At 39.0% G+C, this 17,797-nt stretch carries 15 protein-coding genes; 5 read left to right on the forward strand and 10 right to left on the reverse strand.

The features are described 5' to 3' along the window. Positions 1–2 precede the first annotated feature (2 nt). Positions 3–1,853: a sugar-binding domain-containing protein gene (locus tag RT138_RS05820; RefSeq protein WP_313189956.1), complete on the forward strand. Its 1,851-nt coding sequence runs from the start codon at positions 3–5 to the stop codon at positions 1,851–1,853. A 299-nt stretch (positions 1,854–2,152) separates the two neighbouring features. Here RT138_RS05820 and RT138_RS05825 read toward each other — a convergent pair whose 3' ends face one another. Both RT138_RS05825 and RT138_RS05830 read right to left on the reverse strand, forming a co-directional pair. Then, on the reverse strand, positions 2,153–3,220 hold the full coding sequence (locus RT138_RS05825; RefSeq protein ID WP_313189957.1) for a hypothetical protein: 1,068 nt from the start codon (positions 3,218–3,220) through the stop codon (positions 2,153–2,155). A gap of 737 nt (positions 3,221–3,957) precedes the next feature. After that, the gene (locus RT138_RS05830) at positions 3,958–5,469 is read right to left on the reverse strand and encodes a TPM domain-containing protein (RefSeq protein WP_313189958.1); all 1,512 of its coding nucleotides are present in this window, start codon (positions 5,467–5,469) and stop codon (positions 3,958–3,960) included. A 219-nt stretch (positions 5,470–5,688) separates the two neighbouring features. Here RT138_RS05830 and RT138_RS05835 point away from each other — a divergent pair, with 219 nt between their 5' ends. Further along, on the forward strand, positions 5,689–6,249 hold the full coding sequence (locus RT138_RS05835) for a DUF4230 domain-containing protein (protein ID WP_313189959.1): 561 nt from the start codon (positions 5,689–5,691) through the stop codon (positions 6,247–6,249). A gap of 7 nt (positions 6,250–6,256) precedes the next feature. Beyond that, a complete protein-coding gene (locus RT138_RS05840) occupies positions 6,257–6,865 on the forward strand; it encodes a class I SAM-dependent methyltransferase (protein WP_313189960.1) in 609 nt (202 codons plus the stop codon). Here RT138_RS05840 and RT138_RS05845 read toward each other — a convergent pair. Then, positions 6,854–8,068, reverse strand: coding sequence for an MFS transporter (locus tag RT138_RS05845; protein ID WP_313189961.1), 1,215 nt, complete (start codon positions 8,066–8,068; stop codon positions 6,854–6,856). The two genes, RT138_RS05840 and RT138_RS05845, sit on opposite strands and share 12 nt — an antisense overlap. Positions 8,069–8,337: 269 nt before the next feature. Then, entirely contained in the window at positions 8,338–8,742 is a 405-nt protein-coding gene (locus RT138_RS05850; protein ID WP_313189962.1) for a hypothetical protein, read from the reverse strand. Between the two features lie 810 nt (positions 8,743–9,552). On the opposite strand from RT138_RS05850, the gene RT138_RS05855 reads away from it, so the two are divergent. Then, positions 9,553–9,783 carry a hypothetical protein gene (locus RT138_RS05855; RefSeq protein WP_313189963.1) on the forward strand — a complete coding sequence of 77 codons (231 nt, stop codon included), beginning with the start codon at positions 9,553–9,555 and terminating at the stop codon, positions 9,781–9,783. 31 nt (positions 9,784–9,814) lie between these two features. Here the strand turns inward: RT138_RS05855 and RT138_RS05860 are convergent, their stop codons facing one another. The 4 genes from RT138_RS05860 to RT138_RS05875 form a co-directional block, all read right to left on the reverse strand. Further along, entirely contained in the window at positions 9,815–10,762 is a 948-nt protein-coding gene (locus tag RT138_RS05860; protein ID WP_313189964.1) for a DUF5106 domain-containing protein, read from the reverse strand. A gap of 157 nt (positions 10,763–10,919) precedes the next feature. Beyond that, positions 10,920–11,609, reverse strand: a complete 690-nt coding sequence (locus tag RT138_RS05865) for a hypothetical protein (protein ID WP_313189965.1) — start codon at positions 11,607–11,609, stop codon at positions 10,920–10,922. Positions 11,610–12,153: 544 nt separating this feature from the next. Beyond that, the gene (locus RT138_RS05870) at positions 12,154–13,788 is read right to left on the reverse strand and encodes a hypothetical protein (protein WP_313189966.1); all 1,635 of its coding nucleotides are present in this window, start codon (positions 13,786–13,788) and stop codon (positions 12,154–12,156) included. 20 nt (positions 13,789–13,808) lie between these two features. Beyond that, positions 13,809–13,991 (reverse strand): hypothetical protein, encoded by a 183-nt coding sequence (locus RT138_RS05875; RefSeq protein WP_139185432.1) that lies wholly within the window; start codon positions 13,989–13,991, stop codon positions 13,809–13,811. A gap of 660 nt (positions 13,992–14,651) precedes the next feature. Between RT138_RS05875 and RT138_RS05880 the strand changes: the two genes are divergently transcribed. After that, positions 14,652–14,963, forward strand: a complete 312-nt coding sequence (locus RT138_RS05880) for a hypothetical protein (RefSeq protein ID WP_214648481.1) — start codon at positions 14,652–14,654, stop codon at positions 14,961–14,963. Here RT138_RS05880 and RT138_RS05885 read toward each other — a convergent pair. Together RT138_RS05885 and RT138_RS05890 are read right to left on the reverse strand one after the other, a co-directional pair. Beyond that, entirely contained in the window at positions 14,960–16,672 is a 1,713-nt protein-coding gene (locus RT138_RS05885; protein WP_313189967.1) for an ATP-binding protein, read from the reverse strand. The genes RT138_RS05880 and RT138_RS05885 overlap by 4 nt on opposite strands. Then, complete coding sequence (locus RT138_RS05890) at positions 16,669–17,793, reverse strand: sensor protein KdpD (RefSeq protein ID WP_313189968.1); 1,125 nt, start codon at positions 17,791–17,793, stop codon at positions 16,669–16,671. Before RT138_RS05890 ends, RT138_RS05885 begins: the two co-directional genes overlap by 4 nt. Positions 17,794–17,797: the final 4 nt, after the last annotated feature.

Genomic DNA, 17,797 nt, shown 5'->3' on the forward strand with positions numbered 1-17,797 from the left:
ATATGATGAAGAAAACAATTGCAATTGCATGCTTAATTGCCGCTTCTATCACGGAGGGAAATGCTCAGAACTGGGCGCCGGTCCGCGATAAAATCCTTACTCCATGGGCGGAACAGGTAACCCCTCAAAATGCGCACAGAGAGTATCCAAGGCCACAACTCGAACGAAAGAACAATTGGCAGAACCTGAATGGTTTATGGAAATATAAGATTACCAATAAAGACCAAAAAGACATCCCTAGCTCTTGGGATGGTGATATTTTGGTACCTTTCGCTGTAGAATCAGCCCTTTCGGGTGTTGCCAAGCCGGTAACGAAAGATGATGCCCTTTGGTACAACAATAAAATCAGTATTGACAAAAAATTGAACAAAGGCCAGGTCCTGTTGCATTTTGGCGCTGTTGATTGGGAATGCGATATCTATGTAAATGGACAGCATGTAGGAAATCATCAAGGTGGTTTTGATCCTTTCAGCATTGACATTACAAAGGCAATCAAAAAAGGAAAGACCCAAGATATTGCTATCCGCGTTTGGGACCCTACCTCGGATGGTCCACAACCTAGGGGTAAACAGATCAACAACCCACATGGGATTTGGTACACGCCAGTTTCCGGAATTTGGCAAACCGTATGGTTGGAATCCGTACCTGAAACGCATATCGTAAGCACTAAGCAGACTCCGGATGTAGACAATTCAGTTTTGAAATTCTCCGCTGAACTATCTTCAGCAAAAGCTGGTGACGAGATCTTGGTAGAGGCTTTTGATAACAATAACAAAATTGGAGAAGCAAAAGCAAATGCTGGTGAGGAAACCCAATTAAAAATCAACAACCCTCAATTATGGTCTCCTGACTCACCAAAACTATATGACCTGAAGGTTAAGGTATTAAGAAAAGGAAAAGTTGTCGATGAAGCCAACTCCTACTTTGCCATGCGTAAGATCAGTGTAAAGAAAGATGCCAATGGCATCCAAAGAATGTACCTGAACGATAAGTTTGTCTTCCATTACGGTCCATTAGACCAAGGTTGGTGGCCAGATGGTCTACACACGGCCCCTTCGGATGAGGCTTTACGCTTTGATGTGGAGAAAACCAAGGAAATGGGATTCAATATGATCAGAAAACATATTAAGGTAGAACCTGCTAGATGGTACAGACACTGCGATAGCATCGGTGTACTGGTATGGCAAGATATGCCAAGCGGTGACCTTGGAGGCAATATCTGGGATATGAACCCTGGAAAGATCAGGATTGGAAAACATGACAAAGACCGTACTCCTGAATCAGAGGCCATCTATAAAAAAGAATGGAAAGCCATCATGTCCCATTTGCATAACTTCCCTTCCATCGTAGTATGGGTACCTTTCAATGAGGCATGGGGGCAATTTAAATCCAAAGAGATTGTGGACTGGACCATTCAAAACGATCCTTCCAGATTGGTGAACGGAGCATCCGGCGGTAATTTCGATGCACCGGGACATATCTTTGACATCCACAATTATCCAGATGCTGCAATGCCAAGAGCTGAACTGTTCGGCGACAAATATGTATTGGTATTGGGTGAATATGGTGGTTTGGGCTTACCGGTAGAAGGCCATACTTGGCAACAAAAGGACAATTGGGGTTACCAGTCTTTCAAAAATGCGGATGAGTTGAAGAAAAGATATCAAGAGGTAGTTTCTGACCTAAGCAAATTAATCCCTAAAGGATTATCAGCGGGGGTATACACACAGACCACGGATGTGGAGGTAGAAACCAACGGATTGATGACATATGACCGAAAAGTAATGAAGATCCCTGCGAATGAATTGAAAGAAATCCATAGCAAACTTTACCAAAGTGATCTCGTTAAATAGAAACGATTATTCCCAATAATAGAATATAGCAAAGCTGGTCGAGAGCAATTTCGACCAGCTTCTTTTTTATGTTTAATTAAGTTAAACCTTCATTCATTACCTTTAATTTGACCATATTCGAGACAAATTCGGAATTTTCGCAATATGTCCCGAACATGCCTCGAATATGTCTCGAAACTTCTGCTCCATTTTTGATTGATAAGTTCCGGATATCACAGCCATTATTATTGGAAATTCATTAATAAAGAAAAGGCTGACTAAACAAATAGACAGCCTTAAGATATTATTATTTTAGAACACTAATAACGTACCTTGAGCACAATCTGGCCTAAATCGTTAAGCTCTTCTTGCCCTGTAAAATAGGCCTTCCCTCCTTTTGAAAGGACATTCCAAGCGATATTGGAGACAACATCATCGACAACGCCAGCTTCTTTTGCATCATCCGCCAAGTCAAAAGTACGATCAGACGTCATCTTAACGGGTTGCTCATAATCTTGCTGTACCATAAGTAACTCTCCTCTGCCGTCTATGGCTGCTTGATAAATATCTTGAAGGTCGGTCAATACCTGACCAGAGGATACGGCTTGCTTCAAGTCGCCAATAGCATTGGAACGTTCTTCTTTTTGCAGGTCCTTAATGCTTTCGAAGGCCTGCTTCGCCATCTTATCAGGTTCTGAAGCATCATAGTTCATGTTATCATGGGCTACGTACATCTTTGGAATATCGGCGACCTCCATGAGCATCGCATAATTGGGCTCCGTGGAGATAACCACAACATCCAGATCATTTGCATTATGGACCTCAACAACTGCTTTATCGATTTGATTGAAATATTCTTTCAAACGGTTTTCAACTTTATTGTTGTCTGAACCTGTAACTTCCAAAGGATTGGCATCAAACGGGAAATCATCATTTACGATTTCTTTTTCAACCCCATCGTTTAATGCTTCAAACAGATGTGCACCACCTTGGGCGATGGTCAATATCATATATTCTTTAGTTCTATTCAATGCCTTGATCAAAGGCTTAACAGCAAAGGAATCATCAATAAAGACAGCGTCATTATCTACCGGCCATGGTGAAACGACCATTTCATCAACCTCCTTGGAAATAAATACATGCAAGCTATCCATTAACTTTTGGGAAGATACCGTTTCTGGCAATGCTTCCAGTTTTTCTAGGATCTCTGGAATATCTCTCTTTCCATATTCTTCAAGTAATCTACTTTCAGCTTCCTTAATAAGATTTTTGATTATGATAGGGTTTTTCTCACTATCAGGAAAGGTTCTATAGGTATTAAACGAAAGTGTTATACTTGGAGATTCATTTTTTTCTGTCAACGACTGAATTATATCTTTTAATGCCATAGGTTTTTTTAATTAAAATTGTGAAATACTGCTTATTATCTATATATACAACAGGCTTGAGGACTTATGGTTTTAGATAATCTGGATAAGATCCAGCAAGTTGAGGGATTAAATGCAGAAGATTACAAAAGATGGATTATGATAGCTAAATTTGCCTTTTAGAAACGATTTATGAAGAACAAGCAGAAAAATTTCTTCCAAAGGCATTTGGATGAGATCAAGGATACTATCTTTCCCTATGATCCGGAAGACAGTCCGGGACAGAGGCGGAGAAAAAAATTAGGTTGGATTATGTTTTTAATTTTGATGACATGTGGTCTGCTATCCATGCTAATAGCCGTATCCTTTGCTCACTAAGGATTTTTTTACTGAACCCCTATTTTATAGGATATTGTCTTGCTTGGATCTTCGTGAGGTACAGCAGGTTGTCAGGGTATCCTATACCCTATATCAATAATTGGCTTACAGATTTTGTTTTTGTTCCCCTGATCGCCCATTTTGCCTTTTGTGTAGGAATATATTTATTAGACTTAAAAAAGGGATTTTCATTTCCCTTATGGCAGCTATTGGCATTGTCTTTCATGACATCCATTTTCTTCGAATACCTAAGTCCAAGAATCACAGATTACAATACTGCTGATATAGTTGATGCACTCTGTTATTTTTTAGGTTCTCTTTTCTATTATTTCATCCATCAGCCTTTTAACAATAAAAAATTAGCTCAAGAAGAGTGCAGGCTACCAGCGTCCGCCAGCTCCACCTCCTCCTGATGAACCACCACCAAAGGAACCACCACCACCAGAGGATCCGCCAGCGCCTCCACCCGATGAACCACTACCCCCTGAACTCCTTTCTAATTTTGGGATGATATAAGTGCCCAATATGATCATGTAATCACAGTTTTCGCATTTGTCGATCTTTTCACCTTCACCAGAGCTCGTATAGGTTGCTTTCTTGATGACCTTTTCTTTATCTTTCTCCAGCGTATAAAAATGACATTCCGGACATTCATAAAGCCTTTTGTTGACATCCCATGGAACTAACTTGATCTCTTGGGATTTATTGTTTTTCCAAATCTCATATCGACGTGACCCAATCTTTTCTTCCTTTATTTGCCCTTTGTTCAAATACTGGCCAGTTTCAGCCTTTTTGGAGGTTCTTACAATTCTTTCCCAATCGCCAGAGCTATCGGGTGGATCATAACGATGTTTATATTTATTCAGTCGGAACAGGATGCCACCCATATTAAATAGTGTTAAAGGGGCTAAGAGGGAGGGAATAATAGTCAATCCCGCAAATTTTTTAAGCGCTATCCCCTTTTCTTTCTCATCTACAAAGCTCTTTTTGATAGCTTCTTGGGTATCATGGATCTTCATCCACAGGACCACCCCCCCAAAAACAAACAAGAAATATGGCGTATTCTTTACCTGATAGACTTGTTCGAAGTTTTTAAATATAAATGCGAAGATGAAAATAGAAACAAACATTAAGAATCCCATACAGCCTAATCCATAGAAAAACGGAGCTATGGGCTTTAATTTTTGCTTGTCAGTTTTTAACCGTTTACCTATTAAATGTATATAGATGTATAGGAGCAAAAAAAAACCTATCACTAAAAGACTGTTTTTGAAATACGGATTTTGAAGACTAAAAAATGGTAGAGCCTCGGGCATCATGGATTTTAATTCTTCCAGCGAATTAGGTGATTTTAGGATTTTGGATATAAATTCACTGGCCTGTAGCAGTCCGATTTCATAATTACCGTCTTTAAAATTGGGAACCAGATATTTTTCACCTACCTGCTTAAGGTAGATATCAGGAAAGATCCTTTCCATTCCATAGCCAGAAATAAACCTGTATTGACGCTTTTCTTTGGCAATGAACAGCAATAGACCATTATTGGCTTGTTTGTTTCCTATCCCCCATTTAGTGAACAAATCAAAGGCAAATTGGAAATCATCATCCGATTGATAATCATTGACAAGCACAATGGCGTATTCTGCTCCTGTCTGTTTTTCTATATCTAAGGATATACTATCCAGTAAACTGACTGTATAGCTCCCCAAAATCCCATCAGGGTCACTGACGAAGTAATCCTGCCCTTTAGATTTTGGACTAGGCACCTGATCGAGACTATAGATGGTTTGGGCGGAAAGGCCATGCGAAAAAAGCAATCCACTTAGGATAAAACCAATGCAGAGTAAATTTTTAAATTTTAGTCCTAAATCATGTTGGATATCGCTTTTCATCGATTCAAAAATTGGATTACATAAAAATAACAAAATCTAGGCTGTCATGCTAAATCCGTTTAACAGAAATATATAAAATTGACAAACATTATGTCATGTTTTTGGGTAATTAGATTAGGGAATTGTAATTAAATGGTTACTAATCAAGTCATAACGATAGCATTACAGTTTCTTGACATTAATTTTGTAGAATGGTCTATATTTTGAGAACAGCAGGTTATGACAAAGATATTGAAAGTATTAATCGTTCTAGGTTTGATCATTGGAATCACTTGGTTTGTATGGGAAAGGATAAAGCCGGCCCCATCTAAAGAGACCAATCACCAGATATTAGTGGAGAAAATCGAGTCAATGGGTAAACTGGAACTTGTAAAATATCGCTTGAGCGATGTCGTGGAGCATAAGAACATGACAGCTTATCTTCCCGATGCCAGTGTTTTGCTGATCATCAAAGCGGATGCGGTTGGTTGTATTGACTTGGGAAAACTGAAAGCAGAGGATGTAAAGGTCATCGATGATTCAGTGACCATCAGTTTACCGAAACCAGAGATCTGTTATGTAAAAATAGACCATAAAGCTTCAAAAGTGTATGATACTAAAATGGCCTTTTTTAGGGAGGCAACCTTGGTAGATGAAGCATTTAAAGCTGCGGAGCAAGAAATCACCAATCAGGTTAAGAAGTCTGATATTTTGGAACAGACCAAAAACAACGCTACGCATGTATTGCGCCCATTATTAGAAGGATTAGGCTATACAAAAATCAATTTAACTTTTTATTAGCACAAGGATGTCGGATAAAGAGCGGAAAGACGTATTTAAGGTATATGATATCATTGGGGAAAGCTTCTATGAAAATAGAAGCCAGAACCTGATGGAAGAAAAATACCTGGAAACGATCTGTTCGTTGATACCCAAAGCAGGGAAAATATTAGATCTGGGATGTGGCTCTGGGAAACCGATTTTCGAGTATTTCAAAAAAAGGGGATTTAAACTGCTTGGCGTAGATGCCAGTGAAAAAATGCTGGCTATAGCCAGAAAAAACTTTCCTGAAGATAAATTCCTATTGATGGATATGCGCCAATTGCACCTTGATCAAAAGTTTCATGCCATCATTGCTTGGCACAGTTTCTTCCATCTGGAGGCTAAGGATCAAGAAAAAATGTTCAACATTTTCCAAGAACATCTTGAACCAAACGGAATATTGATGTTTACCTCTGGAAATGAGCAGTCTGAAGCTTGGAGCGAAAATTTCAGCCAAGCATTATTCCACGCTTCCTTATCTCCGGAACGCTATATGGAATTATTGTCGGCACATCAATTCAGCCTAGTCCAGCATAGCATTGAAGATCCTGAATGTGGCGGTGCTACAGTTTGGATCGCCCAGTTAATTCAGTGATTCCTTAAACTTCACTTTTTTCATATTAGGAAGGAAATACGCCGTTATGCCGATTAATGGCAGATACGAACACACCAAGTAGATGTTTTCCAGTGAGGTATGATCGGCCCAATATCCAAGGATTGCTGCTCCAATCCCTCCCATTCCGAATGCAAATCCATAAAAAAGTCCCGAAACCATCCCTAATTTTCTCGGTAAGAGTTCCTGTGCATAGACTAAGATAGAAGGAAAGGCAGAAGCCATGATCAAACCTATGATAAAGACCAATATGCCGGACCAGAAAAGGCTCGCGAAAGGCAACAACAGACTGAATGGCGCACAGCCAAGAACGGAAAACCAAATGATATATTTCCTGCCCAAATAATCTCCTAAGAAGCCTCCAAACAGGGTTCCCAAAGCAATAGCTATCAAGAAATAAAATAGATATACCTGTGACTGTACATCGCTGATGGCAAATTTTTCCATCAGATAAAATTGGAGATAACTGGTAATGCTCGCAATATAGACGTATTTAGAAAAGATCAACAGTAAAAGGATAAAGATGGAAAAGTTGATCGTAGCATCCGATAGGTCAGGCAATTTGACCATTTTTTTGGTCTGCCCCTTTACGGCAGTCAGGACCTGCTTGTACCAAACTGCAATGTAGGAAAGGACGATCTGAGCAAATACACCAACCAATAAAAACCATAGAATATAACGTTGACCATGCGGAACGACAAACATGGCAAGTAATAAGGGAGCCAATGCAGAGCCTGTATTTCCTCCGATCTGAAAAATGGACTGCGCCAAGCTCCTTTTCCCTCCAGACGATAAAAAAGCCACCCGAGAAGATTCAGGATGAAAAATGGAAGAACCAATACCAACCATGGTTACCGAAAACAAGACCGAATAATAGTTATTGGAATAGGCTAATGCGATAACTCCAATGATACTGAACATCATGCCGATCAGTTGGGAATAAGGTTTGGGATGCTTATCTGTATATGCGCCCACAACCGGCTGCAATAAAGAGGATGACAATTGGAAACAGAAAGTAATCACACCAATCTGCGCAAAGCTCAGGTGAAAGTTTTCTTTCAATAACGGATATGAAGCGGGAATAATCGCCTGGATCAAATCATTGGAAAGATGGGCAATGGCAATAGCAAGTAGGATTGGGTAAGATGTTTTCGATTGATCGTATGAGAAAGATTGTTTTGGCATAAACTGACAAATAAATTAAATTGCTGTAAGCAAATCATTAAAAATCAAGGCGTAAATCCAGACAATAAAATCTTATTGGGAGGGTAAACTGCACAAATGTAAGGCATTAATAATTGGAATGCCAAAGAATCCGATATAAATCTCCTTAAATGAAGGTAAGGTTAGAAAATTTCAACCTTATCTCAATAAAAAAAGCGCGAAAATCGCGCTTCTTCTCTCATTATTAGTCTATAAAAGCCAATTATAATAAATTATTGACCGTAAAAAATCTACTCGTTTATCCTTAATGCCGGCTTGATATCTTCATAAATAGCCATGTATTCCATCCCTGCCTGTCCTGCATTGATCACTTCACCCTGTACCATGACCTGCACATTCCCGTCTTGTTGAGGAACTTCCAATACTTTTGAAATCTTGACATGTCCGCCTACTGGGATTTCAGATTTCAGTTCCGCATTCGGCATACTGTTCTCTGCAGAAAGAAAATATCCAGATTTTCCGCCATCAGAGTGGGTGTAATGATAGTAATATAGGGGTTCTTTGGTAATGAAAATATTGTTAGCAATATCCGCATATTTAGGATCTTTGGTCATATCTCCCTTTTGTCCTGTACAGGCAGAAAAAATCAAAACCGATAATACAATGGCTATCCAACTAAAATTCTTCTTCATCATGAGCTATTTTTATGAGTTTAATAATTAATCTATTTCTATTTTCTAATGATGGGATAAAGGTCAGGATAAAGCCCTTAAAGCAAGAAAATATAGAATGACAAAGCGTATACAAGGCAATTTTGCCTTATATACAATTTATATACAGGAAAATCAAGCGTACAGAATCTCCCTCAAAGCAAAGGAGTTAGGGATGGGGAGATGTGAGATGGGAGACCTTCGCAAGTCCACCTTGGCATTTTTTGAAATATTCCATCTAGGTCAATATCAAAAATAATCTTTTGGAAAATAAATGTAGATCTGGATAGCCAGTGACAACCAACATTCATGTGATTGGTACGAAAGATGGATTTCAGAATAATAATTACGTCATTGATTTGTTGAGGATTGCACTGGCGTACAGTTCCTGGACCTTCGTCCAGGATGACAGGGCCCTTTGAGGAGAGAACCGTACAGATTCTTCACTATTCTTTCAGAATCAAAATAGGCTAAAGAGTGATTCAGAGTGAAACGAAGAATCTATTTTTCGGAGTTTTTTAGGATCGTTGTCATCCCGAAATCGTAAGATGAGGGAACTATTTTTATTAATTTTATAGATACGTGGATTTGCAGAAAAACATTACACCCAAGCTGTGGGTTGGCCATTTCAAATATCCAGATTCTACAAAGATTCCACCCACGCTGTGGGTTTTTTATCTGTCCTAAAAGGAAAAAGGAGTTAATCACCCTAAAGAGAGATATTGATTTTAGGCTTGCAGGAGACGGGCTTATGCAATAAGCCCCTACAAAATCGGCTACCTTTCCAGCGACACGATGGACACGATCTTGGCCCATACGATTGGTGATCGGAACCGATCCCCTCATCCAAACATCCTGGTCCATTTCCAGATCTTGGCCCATCCTCGAATCCCGAACATCCTGGTTCAAAACCCAAATCTTGGTCCATCCTCGAATCCCGGACATCCTGGTTCAAAACCCAAATCTTGGTCCATCCTCTCATCCCGTACCCTGAGCTGCGTCGAAGGGCATCCTGGTTCAATCTAACCATTCCATTTAATGACACTTATTCTTTAAACTAAATGTTTTGGAAGAATTGAATCACTTGATTCAAGTTCGTGTCTTTCAATATGACTTTTTTATTCTCATCCATTAAATAAATGGTAGGTGTCGCTTTGATCATGTACAGTCCTTTGTTAACGACTGTTTGATTTTCATCTAAGCCATTGATCCAATTGCTAGGGATATTTTTTTGGTAGCTTTCCCAAATCTCCTTATTACCATCAGGGTAAATAGCTAGGATCTTAAGGGCACCTTTTTCAAGGACAGCATTAAAGCCGGGGTTCGATTTTATCTGACCTATGGCCTCTTCACAAGTACTACAACAAGGCTCATAAAAAATAAGCATGGTAAATGGCGCTTTGATATCGTTTAGGGAAGAACTTGAACCGTCTGCTGTAAGGAAACTGAAATCAGTGGCCGAGCTTCCCGGTTTATTTTTCCTTAACAGGGGCAATAAGGTTTCATATTTAATCTTTTCATCTGGAGATAGCTTACCCGAACCGATCAAATAGTCCAAAAACGTTTCATAATACTGATCATTTCGCATTGGGGAATTAGGATTGCCCAGATAGTTGTCAAATTGGTACTTAAAGAATTCAAAAACTGAGCTTTCGATCTTCGCTTCATTGAACAGGGTTTCTATACCATCTTTCAGGGTATCCGGTTGCACCAATGGAAAATGTCCTATATAATCAGCGACAGCTTGTTCCCCATAATTAGGGTCAAACACCTTACTGGTATCCCTAAAATTGAAGTTGTCCCAGAAATGGTTGAATACATAGGTAATCTTCGCCTCCTCCCCTTGGATATTATCAGGTGCTTTTGGCGGGGCATATGCAGCAATTTCGGTCGGTTCGCCTTGAGCTTCGGCATCATTGTTTTTCGAGTTGGTATATTGATTACAGGAAGACAATAAAAAAAATCCGGCAAGGAAACCTATGGTCAATATATTATTTATTTTCATATTCTATTTATTATAAGGCATTAACTAGAAATACTGTGCCAAGGTAAGTTTTTTTGATAAAAATAGAAGGATTGTAGGGAATTTGGCGTATAAAAAAAGAGAAGCCTTGAAATCGGGCGAGATCAAGGCTAATTATTAATAGTTAGTGAATCTAAGCTTACCTATTCAGGGTATACTTCACACCTACCGAAGTAGATACGGCCCCTTCAAAATTCCTTCCTCCCACTTCACCATCGAATTCGTCACCATATAGGTTACCCCTGATATCCAATGTTAAATCTAACTTATCAGTTAATCGGAAAGATTGCAACACTCCAAGGTTAGGACTGAATTTCAGTGATCCTGGATCAGACAATACGGCTCCGAAACCGATACCCACGTAAGGAATTAAATTGTACAAACGATTTGGGTCATAACCCAAAGCATCATTAGTCCAATTGAACATAAAATCTGCATGAACATTAATGAAGTTAAATTTTTGGTACTCCAATGATTGACCAGAATGAAAAACTTCACCAGTAGTGTACATTTTAGTTTGGGTGATGCCTTTGTAATGTAACCCGTTCAACCCAAGTCTAATAGCAAATTTTTCGTTAATCCATTTCCCTCCATACACCTCAAACTGAGGCGTGATTCTTTTTCCGATAGCAAGTTGTTTGTCATGGTCACCAAAATAGATTTGACCGCCCACACTAGCACCAACAAACCAATGATTCAATTCGGAACTTTCTTGGAAAGCTTTATTCGCCATGAATTGCGTTTTCCAAGGGTTGTCATTAACTGGTTCCTTCGCGAAACCTACAACTGCAAACAATGTTGCAAAAACAATACTACTTAACTTTTTCATTAATGTTGTTTTATGATTAAAAAGAAGATTTTTTATTACTATCTGTTTATAAACTAGCAAACAAAAATAACTCCTTCTTTTTACTTTCGCATCTGAATGTATAGCGTTTTAACTATCCAATGAGTAAAAACACTTGTCTATATTTTGAAAATTAATAGTTAGTGTGATTCTATTTTTTTCAATTTCTCTCTGAACAACAGTACGAATATACATGCTATTTTAACAGGAGCAAATTTATCAGAATCTGAAATTTTCACTAATAATTAATTTTAAAACATCGATATGTTATATATTTTCATTGAAAATTTAAAATACCTTCAAAGACGAAGTTTCGGAAGAAACATTTTTGTCATTTTATGATATGAATTTACTCATAACATTTTTATTTAACAATAAATTGAGTTTGACTTTAAATGATTTTGTAAATGTTTATCTACAGTCAATTTTAACTTGGAAACTGGGGAGAATCGGGAATATTAAAAGGAGAACAGCAAAGGGCTGTCCATGCCGACAGCCCTAAATTATGAATTAGGATAGAATGAAGTTAATTTCGGATACATCGGGTATTTAAGTTCCCTCCCCATGATGATGCCGCCCAGTGCTCCCAAACATAATCACCAACTAGCAAATATCTTCCATCACTAACGCGGTAGGTATAAACTCCTGTGATGGCTCCACCGGCAAAGCCTGTTTCGCTTGTCCAGAAATATCCATTAGTACCGTCCTCATTTACACCAAATAGACCGGCAATAACATGGAAATACCCAATTTTATTGACCCTCATTTTGTTGCTAGGATAAGGAGCAGCAGTCCCTGTTGCCACGTATTCAACATAATCACCAGTCAATTGACGGTTCGCACCATCTTGAGAAATTAATTTGTCGGTTTCAGCTCTGTTTGGCATTCTCCATTTTCCTAAAGGATAAACTCTAGTACAAGGGTCCTGAGCACCAATGGTACCACCCGGAAACGGAGCTTTAAAATTCCAATACTCCTCAGATACTCTACCATAAATTGGTTCGATCTGATGTCTGAAACGATAAGCCCTATCGGCTTCACTAAAGTACAGGTTCGCTCTTGACCAACGAATACCATTCACTGTTACAGCAGATTCGATCAAGTCCATCGCACTGGTCAATCGATGTCCCCAAGTCATGTCGGGCAAATCCATTGAAAACTGGAATGGAGTCGAGAAAGTACGATTACCTACTCCATTATAGACTTTATCCAACTTTATCGTAAAGGATTGTACATTGACAGTCGTTGCAGGGATTGGCGTTTGGGCAGCTGTATAATAAGAAGCAACTTTAATGGTATCCTTTGTTTTTGCACTATAATTGGTAAAAACAAGATTACCAACATCAACAGCTGACATACTCTCATACTGTCCGGTAAGGACATTTAAAGTCCCTTTTTGAATATAATCAGTTCCCGCAAAGTTTGCCGTAATGCTTTCCAAGCCAGCAAACATCCCTCTAGCACTCAGTTCAGCACCGATCTTTGATGTTCTATGCGCAAACCTAACCAGCAATGGTTTATCAACATTTCCAGCACCTGTAACCGTTACGGTTCCGCTTGCATATAACAACGGTTTATCCACTGCCGATTCAATAACCGGTGCAGCTGGATTGGCTACATCTGGGATATTATCTGCCGTATTATAGGAATATGCATACCAGGTATACTCTTCACCTTTCACAACCTCTACATGGGAGGCTACGCCAGACTGAGCATGTACGGAAGTAACAAATTTACCCTCTTTATAGAGCAGTAACCTGTATTTAATCCCTGGGTCCATAGCAAGTGCTTTTGTCGCTGACTTTCCAGCTGTTCCTTTTGCAACCTGATTGTTGGAAACGGTTCGGTCCCCAGCAACTTGGTCTTCTTGAAGTCTTACAATGGCATCAAATTCTTTGTAGGTAACATCTTTTTCTTCCAATACACCGGAAGCCAATTGGGATGAACTTCTTGAATTGGAAGCCTTGATCGCCTTTGGATCATTTCCGATCTCGTTTTCAATTCCTTCCACCTGAATACTTAGTGAAGCTGCAGCTCCAGAATCAGCAGCATCCCCAGCGGCTGAATTCTTATCACAGCTTGTCAATAATCCCAAGGAGAAAACTCCTAAAACACAGAATCTAATAAGATTCGCATTTGATATTTTTTGATATAGTTTCATTTTGTTTTTTGCCCTTAATTCTATAAATCAATTTCATGGGTTTCTTTGGAATCCATCCAGTTATCAATTTCTGGAGTGTAATTCCCGTTGGTTCCATTGCCCGGTGTAAAAGTTGCGGATGATGCAAGGATTCCTTGCTCGAGTTCAATTTTTAAAAGCACAATTTTTGGTGATACATAAGCACCCAATACTTTCTTTTTCATAGTTATTTTTTTGTTTCCAACCATTCTCATGGTTGCTTTTGAAGGGTCTTTGATTTATAGCTAAAAGATGGACTGTTCCCCAAGATTTTATAACAGCATCTTCATAAACCCTTCTGTCATCATTTGACTTCTCCCAAGCCAGTTAATTAATTATTGATTCATTCTTTAAATAATAATAAATTATCATTATTTATTGGCACAAAAATATGGCAACATTATAGGGTATTCAATCATTAGATTTAATTAATTCGGTTATGTAGTAATACACTTACAACCAGATTGTTACAATAAACCAAAAATAAATAATAGGTTTAATTTTAATAATATTAGCGTCTTGAGATAGGTTTAAAATGATTTCAACAATAAAATGTTTTATTAATTATATAGCCTATTAACATCAAATAAAATTTATTAAGCTGATAAAAGGTTTATGGATTAAATTTTGGAAGGGAAAATAGTTGCAGTGCTAATTTTTAATTGCACGACAAGAATTACATTTTCTTAAACGATATTTTCATGAAAAAAGTCACCTTTTCTGTAACTAAAAAGGCAATAACAAACAATTTCGTACTGTTTTTGGTAGGTATATAGGAAGGTTCTATCAATTTTGAGAACAGAATTAAGTAAATTAGGTCAATAAACCAACGAAAGGAGGCAATCATGAAGATCATCACTAGGATTTGGCATGGGATTACCAAAAAGGAGGATGCAGACGCATATTTAAATTACCTTTTTGATACAGGGATCAAGGACTATAGAAGCATAAAGGGAAATCTTTCCACCAAAGTCTTGAGGAGGATTGACCATGATATTTGCCACTTTATGACCATTACCGAATGGGATTCGGTCAATAGCATCCAAGAATTTGCTGGAGAGACCTTCGAAAAAGCAAGGTATTACAAGGAAGACAAGAAATACCTGCTAGAATTCGAAGAGTATGTTACGCATTTTGAAACTTACTTGATTGATTAAGGGTTTACCATTGGAAGCCTGAAATAAAAGGTACTCCCTACTCCCAATTCACTTTCGACACCTATCTTACCGCCTTGGTTTTCAATAAAGTCTTTGGAGATCGACAATCCCAGTCCTGTTCCTGTACGTACGCTGCCCGGTATTTGAAAATAACGGTCGAATACCTTGGAACGATAGGCCGCATCGATACCTTTACCATGATCTTTTACGGAAAACAATAGATGCTTGTTTTCCTTTTTGAGGGATACTACAATCTTACTGTTGACCGGAGAATACCGGATAGCATTGGTGATAAAATTGGTGAGCACCCAAGCCGTTTTTTCTTCATCCACATAAATCTTGGATATATCATCTTCTATTTCAGTGCTGATTTCAATATGCTTCTGTTCGGCTTGCATCCTGGTTGCATTGAGTGCATACTGAATAATTGGCAATGGGTCCGATATTTGGGAATACAGCTTGATATTACCTGTTTCAACCTGCGATACATTCAATAACTCGCTCGTTATCCGTAATAGCCTAAGGCTATCCTCTTCAATTCCTTCCAACAGTTTTTTCTGTTCATCGGTCAATGAACCAGTTCTTGGATGTTTGAGCAACTCTGAGCTCAACTGTATGGATGCAATCGGAGTTCGCAACTCATGCGAAACCGTTGCAATGAAATTCGTCTTGGCGACATCCATCTCCTTAAAGGCAGTGATATTCTTCAGTACGATCAACTCCCCTATCTTTTGGCTCTTCAATTCTCCTGTAGGCGTAATTTCCATAGGAATGACTTCCTTTTCAAAATAACTTTCCTTATTGTCAGCAAAGATCTTTAGCGTGGACTCTCTATTATTTACATCAATCAGATTACGAACCAAATCATTTTGATTTACCAATTCATCAATATTGCTATGTAATAGGTCTGTACGCTTTAATCCTGATACCTGAAGGCATTCATCATTGATGAAGATGATCTTCCGGTCCTCATCCAGACCAATTACAGGATCATGCATGCTATTGACAAGGGTTTCTACCCTTTTCTTCTCTTCGAGGATCTGATCTAATTTACTGTTTGAATATTCTTGAAGGCGTTCGGCCATACTATTAAATGAGCTCGCCAATTCAACGAACTCGGAATCTCCTTCGAAATATAAGCGTTGTTTATAGTTCTGTCGGGCGATCTCAGAGATACTTTCTGTCAGTTTTTTGATAGGATTGGCAATATTGCTCGGGAGATTGATAAATAAAACAAAACTAATCAGGAAGCAGAGTGCGCCAATAACGGAGATCAGTACGAAAGCATTGCTGGCCATTTCCTTGGCGTGGTCACTTTTCATGACAATGGCATCCATATTCACGGTCATCAGTTTCACCAAGTCAGCCCGGAATTCCTGACCTACAATGGGGTCGTCTGGGTTTTCCTTTAAGCGGGCCAACTGAGTGGACAGCCTCTCGGTAATGTCTTTTTCACCCTGTTCAGTTACATTTTGTTTCTGCCTAGCAAAATTGCTTTCCAATTGAGCGATGGCTTCCTTGTTCAAATGCATTTCATCTGAAGCCTTTAGCATATTGCGGGCGTACTCCACAGAATTGTAGTTTGCAGAAAGTACGTTCTCCGTATCTTTCTTCAAGGAGCTGACAAATAAGGTGCTTACCGCAGCAAGGATCAGGATCATTAGAAATAACAATCCAATTCCTAAATAGAGTTTAGCTTTAATTTTCATGATAGAATAATGATGTCAACTTGAATCTTTTCCAATTTCTTTAATAGTCTTCTAAATATACCCATGGACCAAAGGATCCTGAGGAATGGCCAATATGGCCAACCCACACAGAGGGTCGTGATCTCCATACGAAGAACTTGATCGACGATGTTCTCCGGTACATCCTTCCCTTGGACCTGGATGACCTGTCCGCCTAATTCGGTCGCCAATTTAAAATTATTAATGAGATAACGCTGCTTATCCAGTGCAATTTTGTCGTTGCTCTCTTTTGGGGTCTGTATATAGAGGACAAACCAATCGGCTTGATAGTAGCTCGCCAGCCTTGCTGTCCTTCGAATCAGGTTCTTGGCTTTCTTTTCATCGGTTCCAATGCACACCATGAACTTTTCTGCTTTCCGCTTTGAATCTGGTTTTTTCTCGCGTTCATGTTTTTTGATCGCATGTGCAGCAACTTCTTTTAAAGCAAGCTCCCTCAACAAGAGCAATTGCTCGGATTGAAAGAAATTCTTTAGCGCAGTCTCAATCTTTTCCTTTGTATAGATCTTTCCTTCCTTTAATCTGCCGATCAGGTCCTCAACGGAGATATCAACAAAGACTATTTCGTCCGCTGACTGTATTACCCGATCTGGAATGCGCTCATAGACTGGAACAGACAACAAATCACCAACATCTGCCTGCAGACCTTCGAGATGTTGGATATTGACGGCTGATATTACATTGATCCCGGCATCCAGCAATTCCAGTACATCCTGCCATCGTTTTTCATTCTTGCTTCCCGGAACATTTGTATGGGCAAGTTCATCTACGACGACCACTTCGGGATGTTTCTGCAAAACGAGGTCAACATCCAGATCTTCTAACTCATTGCCTTTATAATAGATTTTCTTTCTTGGAAGCAACGGCAAACCGGCCAGCTGTGCAACAGTCTCCTCCCTATTGTGGGTTTCAATATAACCTATCTGAACATCAATACCGTTCCTTAATAGGTTATGCGATTCCTGCTGCATCCTGTAGGTTTTCCCAACACCAGCACACATCCCTAAATAGATCTTAAACTTTCCTCTTCTGGACTGTTTTATCAGTTCCAGAAAGTGTTCGGCCGATTTACGTTGTTCTTCCATTTTA

The organism is Sphingobacterium sp., assembly GCF_032065005.1.
Classification (GTDB): Bacteria; Bacteroidota; Bacteroidia; order Sphingobacteriales; family Sphingobacteriaceae; genus Sphingobacterium.

Coding starts and splice junctions, on each gene's coding strand:
- RT138_RS05820 (WP_313189956.1), top strand. CDS start 3: ATGATGAAGAAAACAATTGCAATTGCATGCTTAATTGCCGCTTCTATC.
- RT138_RS05825 (WP_313189957.1), bottom strand. CDS start 3,220: ATGGCATTAAAAGATATAATTCAGTCGTTGACAGAAAAAAATGAATCT.
- RT138_RS05830 (WP_313189958.1), bottom strand. CDS start 5,469: ATGAAAAGCGATATCCAACATGATTTAGGACTAAAATTTAAAAATTTA.
- RT138_RS05835 (WP_313189959.1), top strand. CDS start 5,689: ATGACAAAGATATTGAAAGTATTAATCGTTCTAGGTTTGATCATTGGA.
- RT138_RS05840 (WP_313189960.1), top strand. CDS start 6,257: ATGTCGGATAAAGAGCGGAAAGACGTATTTAAGGTATATGATATCATT.
- RT138_RS05845 (WP_313189961.1), bottom strand. CDS start 8,068: ATGCCAAAACAATCTTTCTCATACGATCAATCGAAAACATCTTACCCA.
- RT138_RS05850 (WP_313189962.1), bottom strand. CDS start 8,742: ATGATGAAGAAGAATTTTAGTTGGATAGCCATTGTATTATCGGTTTTG.
- RT138_RS05855 (WP_313189963.1), top strand. CDS start 9,553: ATGGACACGATCTTGGCCCATACGATTGGTGATCGGAACCGATCCCCT.
- RT138_RS05860 (WP_313189964.1), bottom strand. CDS start 10,762: ATGAAAATAAATAATATATTGACCATAGGTTTCCTTGCCGGATTTTTT.
- RT138_RS05865 (WP_313189965.1), bottom strand. CDS start 11,609: ATGAAAAAGTTAAGTAGTATTGTTTTTGCAACATTGTTTGCAGTTGTA.
- RT138_RS05870 (WP_313189966.1), bottom strand. CDS start 13,788: ATGAAACTATATCAAAAAATATCAAATGCGAATCTTATTAGATTCTGT.
- RT138_RS05875 (WP_139185432.1), bottom strand. CDS start 13,991: ATGAAAAAGAAAGTATTGGGTGCTTATGTATCACCAAAAATTGTGCTT.
- RT138_RS05880 (WP_214648481.1), top strand. CDS start 14,652: ATGAAGATCATCACTAGGATTTGGCATGGGATTACCAAAAAGGAGGAT.
- RT138_RS05885 (WP_313189967.1), bottom strand. CDS start 16,672: ATGAAAATTAAAGCTAAACTCTATTTAGGAATTGGATTGTTATTTCTA.
- RT138_RS05890 (WP_313189968.1), bottom strand. CDS start 17,793: ATGGAAGAACAACGTAAATCGGCCGAACACTTTCTGGAACTGATAAAA.